Origin of the sequence: Photobacterium sp. OFAV2-7 (assembly GCF_022347985.1) — a bacterium.
Classification (GTDB): Bacteria; Pseudomonadota; Gammaproteobacteria; order Enterobacterales; family Vibrionaceae; genus Photobacterium.
Map to the genome: position 1 here is coordinate 1 of NZ_JAKRFQ010000572.1, position 3,377 is coordinate 3,377.

At 50.0% G+C, this 3,377-nt stretch carries 4 protein-coding genes and 2 tRNA genes; all 6 read right to left on the minus strand.

Features of this window, described 5'->3' with window-relative positions; all coding sequences use genetic code 11:
- On the minus strand, window positions 1–433 hold a 433-nt coding region (locus tag MHN01_RS21045), incomplete at its 3' end, for a gamma-glutamylcyclotransferase family protein (RefSeq protein WP_239413238.1).
- An 18-nt stretch (window positions 434–451) separates the two neighbouring features.
- Window positions 452–1,387 carry a biotin-dependent carboxyltransferase family protein gene (locus MHN01_RS21050; RefSeq protein WP_239413240.1) on the minus strand — a complete coding sequence of 312 codons (936 nt, stop codon included), beginning with the start codon at window positions 1,385–1,387 and terminating at the stop codon, window positions 452–454.
- The gene (gene pxpB, locus MHN01_RS21055) at window positions 1,369–2,070 is read right to left on the minus strand and encodes a 5-oxoprolinase subunit PxpB (protein WP_239413242.1); all 702 of its coding nucleotides are present in this window, start codon (window positions 2,068–2,070) and stop codon (window positions 1,369–1,371) included. The genes MHN01_RS21050 and pxpB overlap by 19 nt, the downstream gene beginning before the upstream one ends.
- Window positions 2,067–2,807, minus strand: a complete 741-nt coding sequence (locus tag MHN01_RS21060; RefSeq protein WP_239413244.1) for a 5-oxoprolinase subunit PxpA — start codon at window positions 2,805–2,807, stop codon at window positions 2,067–2,069. Before MHN01_RS21060 ends, pxpB begins: the two co-directional genes overlap by 4 nt.
- 137 nt (window positions 2,808–2,944) lie before the next feature.
- Window positions 2,945–3,031 (minus strand) — tRNA-Leu (locus MHN01_RS21065).
- A 225-nt stretch (window positions 3,032–3,256) separates the two neighbouring features.
- Window positions 3,257–3,332: transfer RNA gene (locus MHN01_RS21070), tRNA-Gly, on the minus strand.
- Between the last annotated feature and the right edge of the window lie 45 nt (window positions 3,333–3,377).

Consider the following 3,377-nt stretch of genomic DNA (forward strand, 5'->3'; position numbering starts at 1 on the left):
TTTTGGCAAACTGCTCTGAAATAGACAGGCAACCTGCCAGAACAGTATCAACATAGGTCTGCATAATTGGCTGGACTTCACAAGGCGGTTGGGGGTTTGCCCTGACATAAGCCCAAATGGGTTCATTGATAACCATCTTCTGGTTTTCAATAACATGGTTTGCGGCAACATCGGCAGGATCCAGCTCGATACGGCGATAACCTTTTTCTCTGCGATCAAACTCTGCCAGAGAGTTCTCACCAATTTTCACCAGTACACCGTTGCAATGGCCTTCACCAAGCATGGCAACCAATGGCGATATCTTGTAGCTGCCGTCAACTTTACCCCAGTGACGCTGCAAACCGTTCACTGTTGCTGGCACCGCCTTCCCGGTCTGGCTGGTTAACGAACGTGAGTGATGGTTAATTAAACTGCCATAACCGAATATATACATGCCTACTCCTTAAAACGCCTAGATAGGCAGACCGAAAAACAATGAAAAGTCCTGCCATTCTTGCTGCAGCAGCTCCAGATCACCAGTACTAAAACGAACAGCAGCGCCCGGCATCGCCTGGGCCAGTCTGGGCATATCCACCCGGGCGATACATCCCAGTTTAGGGTACCCGCCCAGTGTCTGGCGATCATTGAGCAATACTATGGGCTGGCCATTCGGCGGGATCTGAATCGCTCCATAGGCAATCGCTTCAGAGATAATACCACCGATGTCTCCAGCTACTGCCGGCCCTTCGAGCCTGCATCCCATCCTATCCGTCTGCTGAGTCACTGTATATATGCCCTGGTAAAACTGCTGCTTTGATTCGGCAGAAAAACGGTTGCACTGATACGACTCTATGACCCGTAAGTAAATTGGGGCAGAATAGTCAGGAATATAGCGACTCGGTGCCAAACGAGGCTCAAAACTGTCGGTATCTACTGTGCTTTCGACAGGTAGCGAATCCTCTTTTTGCAACGCTCTACCAGCCTGTATACCTCCCATTTCATTGCGCACCACCGTCGAGACGCTACCAAAGACGGCTGGGACCTTAAAGCCACCTTTTACAGCAAGATATGCACGCACGCCGGAACGTGAATAAGCAAACTTAATAACCTGCCCATCTCTTACCAGAAAACTCCGCCACAGTGTAATCGGCTCACCATCAAGGGTGGCTCCCATATCGGCTCCGGTCAGGGCACAAATCATATCGCCTTGGGCTTTGAGACATGCCTGTCCAAGTGTAATTTCGAGCTGAGAGCAGCCCATGGCATTACCGACAAGGTAGTTAGCCCAGCAATAGGCATGCAAGTCGACGGCTCCGCCCTGACTTAATCCTTGTTCACCCACACCCAGCCGCCCAACATCCTGAAGCAGCGTTAGCATACCGGGATGGATTACTTCCAATGAGGCCAAACGCTTCCTCCTTGCTGTAAAAACTGCTCTCTTCCTATCGACTCGAATTTAACCCTGTCTCCAACATTAAAGGGCGACATAGGATCTTGCTGAGGTGAATACAACGGCATTGGGCAATTACCGATGATCTGCCAGCCCCCGGGGGACTCAGCCGGATACACAGCAGTTTGTTCATTGGCAATGCCAACACTGCCGGCTGGGATCTTCTGGCGAGGCTCGGCATGACGCGGCGTGGCGATCTGGTCATCAACCGATGCCAGGAAAGCAAAACCCGGCGCAAAACCAATCGCACACACGGTATAGGTACGTTCAATATGGTATGCAATAACTTGTTCGGTCGTTAAACCGTGCAACTCGGCAAGTGAAACCAGATCCGGACCAACCTCATGATCATAATAAACCGGCAATGTGATAAGTTTGCCAGAAGGAGCATCAGACAGCACCTGAGTCAGCTGCGGTGCATAATGGGTAATCGCTTTGTAAAGCACACTATAGGAAACCAAGCGAGGATGGTACTGAACAAACAGCGACGTATAGGAAGGAATCACTTCAATTAAGGCTTTCGGAAAAGTGTCCTTGAGGTATTTCGCCAACAACCCAATACGCTGAGTCAGCTGCTTATCAATTTGCTCCCCCAGATATACAATCAGGCTGGTTTCCGACACAGGCTCAATGCGCATCATGGGTTCAGCACCTTGTGCAAGGCTGCTATTGTCGCAATAGATTCATCATTGTCGCCGTGAACACACACGGAATCGGCGTGAAATGTCAGTGTATTACCAGATAACGTTGTGACCCTGCCATCTGCCAGCTCTATCACCTGCTGCTTGATCTTAGTGGCATCGTGATGAACCGCCTCCGGGTTCGAGCGCGGCACCAAACTTCCCGTATCGTCATAGGCTCGATCGGCAAACGCCTCTAACAACAACTCGACATCATAACGCTCGGCAATCTTCTGGTAGTGAGTATTATCAGGCCGGGCCAGGATCATCAGCTTAAGCTTGATAGCCCTATGTTGATTAAGGCCTGCGACCGCACAAACGATGGCTTCGAAAATACCATCATTCGCCATCATATCGTTATACAGCGCGCCATGAGGCTTAATATAGGAAATATGGGTATTGTGAAGCTGGCAAATCGCCTCCAATGCGCCGGCCTGGTAGGCAACTAGCCGAGTGATGGCGTCGAGGGCATGAGGGATGCTACGACGACCAAAGCCAATCTTATCGTCATAACCGGGATGGGCACCAATTTCAACCTGGCGGGCAACCGCCCATTTGACAGTTTGTGCCATCACATCCGGATCGGAAGCATGGAACCCGCAGGCAATATTTGCCTGATCGATCCAGGGCATAACTGCATGGTCATTACCCATTTGCCAGGCACCGAAACTCTCTCCCATGTCACAGTTCAATTTCATCGCGTATCCTTGCCTATGAAATAGTTACAGTCTTCTGATTAATTTAACCTTATACATAAAACTAACAGTGATCAATGAGGTTGGATTTTCAGACACAACGAAAAAAGGCTTACCTTTCGGTAAGCCTTTCAATGAGATGGTGCCCCGGGCCGGACTTGAACCGGCACAACGCGAACGTCGAGGGATTTTAAATCCCTTGTGTCTACCAATTCCACCACCAGGGCACGCAATTCTTGATTGCGATGCTCCTAACCAATGTGCTTTATAAAAAAGCGGTTAGACACCATCTTGATACTGACTTGATCAATATCGCAAAATTTGGAGCGACACACGAGGTTCCCGATCTTCGAGGAGCTAGGCGTGACCTCAACCTTGGCAAGGTTGTGCTCTACCCGCTTAACCTACATGTTTCACTACATTCACCACCGATAGGCAATGAATAATTAAATTGGAGCGACACACGAGGTTCGAACTCGTGACCTCAACCTTGGCAAGGTTGCGCTCTACCAGCTGAGCTAGTGTCGCAAATGGAGGCGCGTCCCGGAGTCGAACCGAGGTCCACGGATTTGC

Excerpts from the sequence above, each read along its gene's own strand:
- pxpB (WP_239413242.1), bottom strand. The coding sequence starts at position 2,070 with ATGATGCGCATTGAGCCTGTGTCGGAAACCAGCCTGATTGTATATCTG.
- MHN01_RS21060 (WP_239413244.1), bottom strand. The coding sequence starts at position 2,807 with ATGAAATTGAACTGTGACATGGGAGAGAGTTTCGGTGCCTGGCAAATG.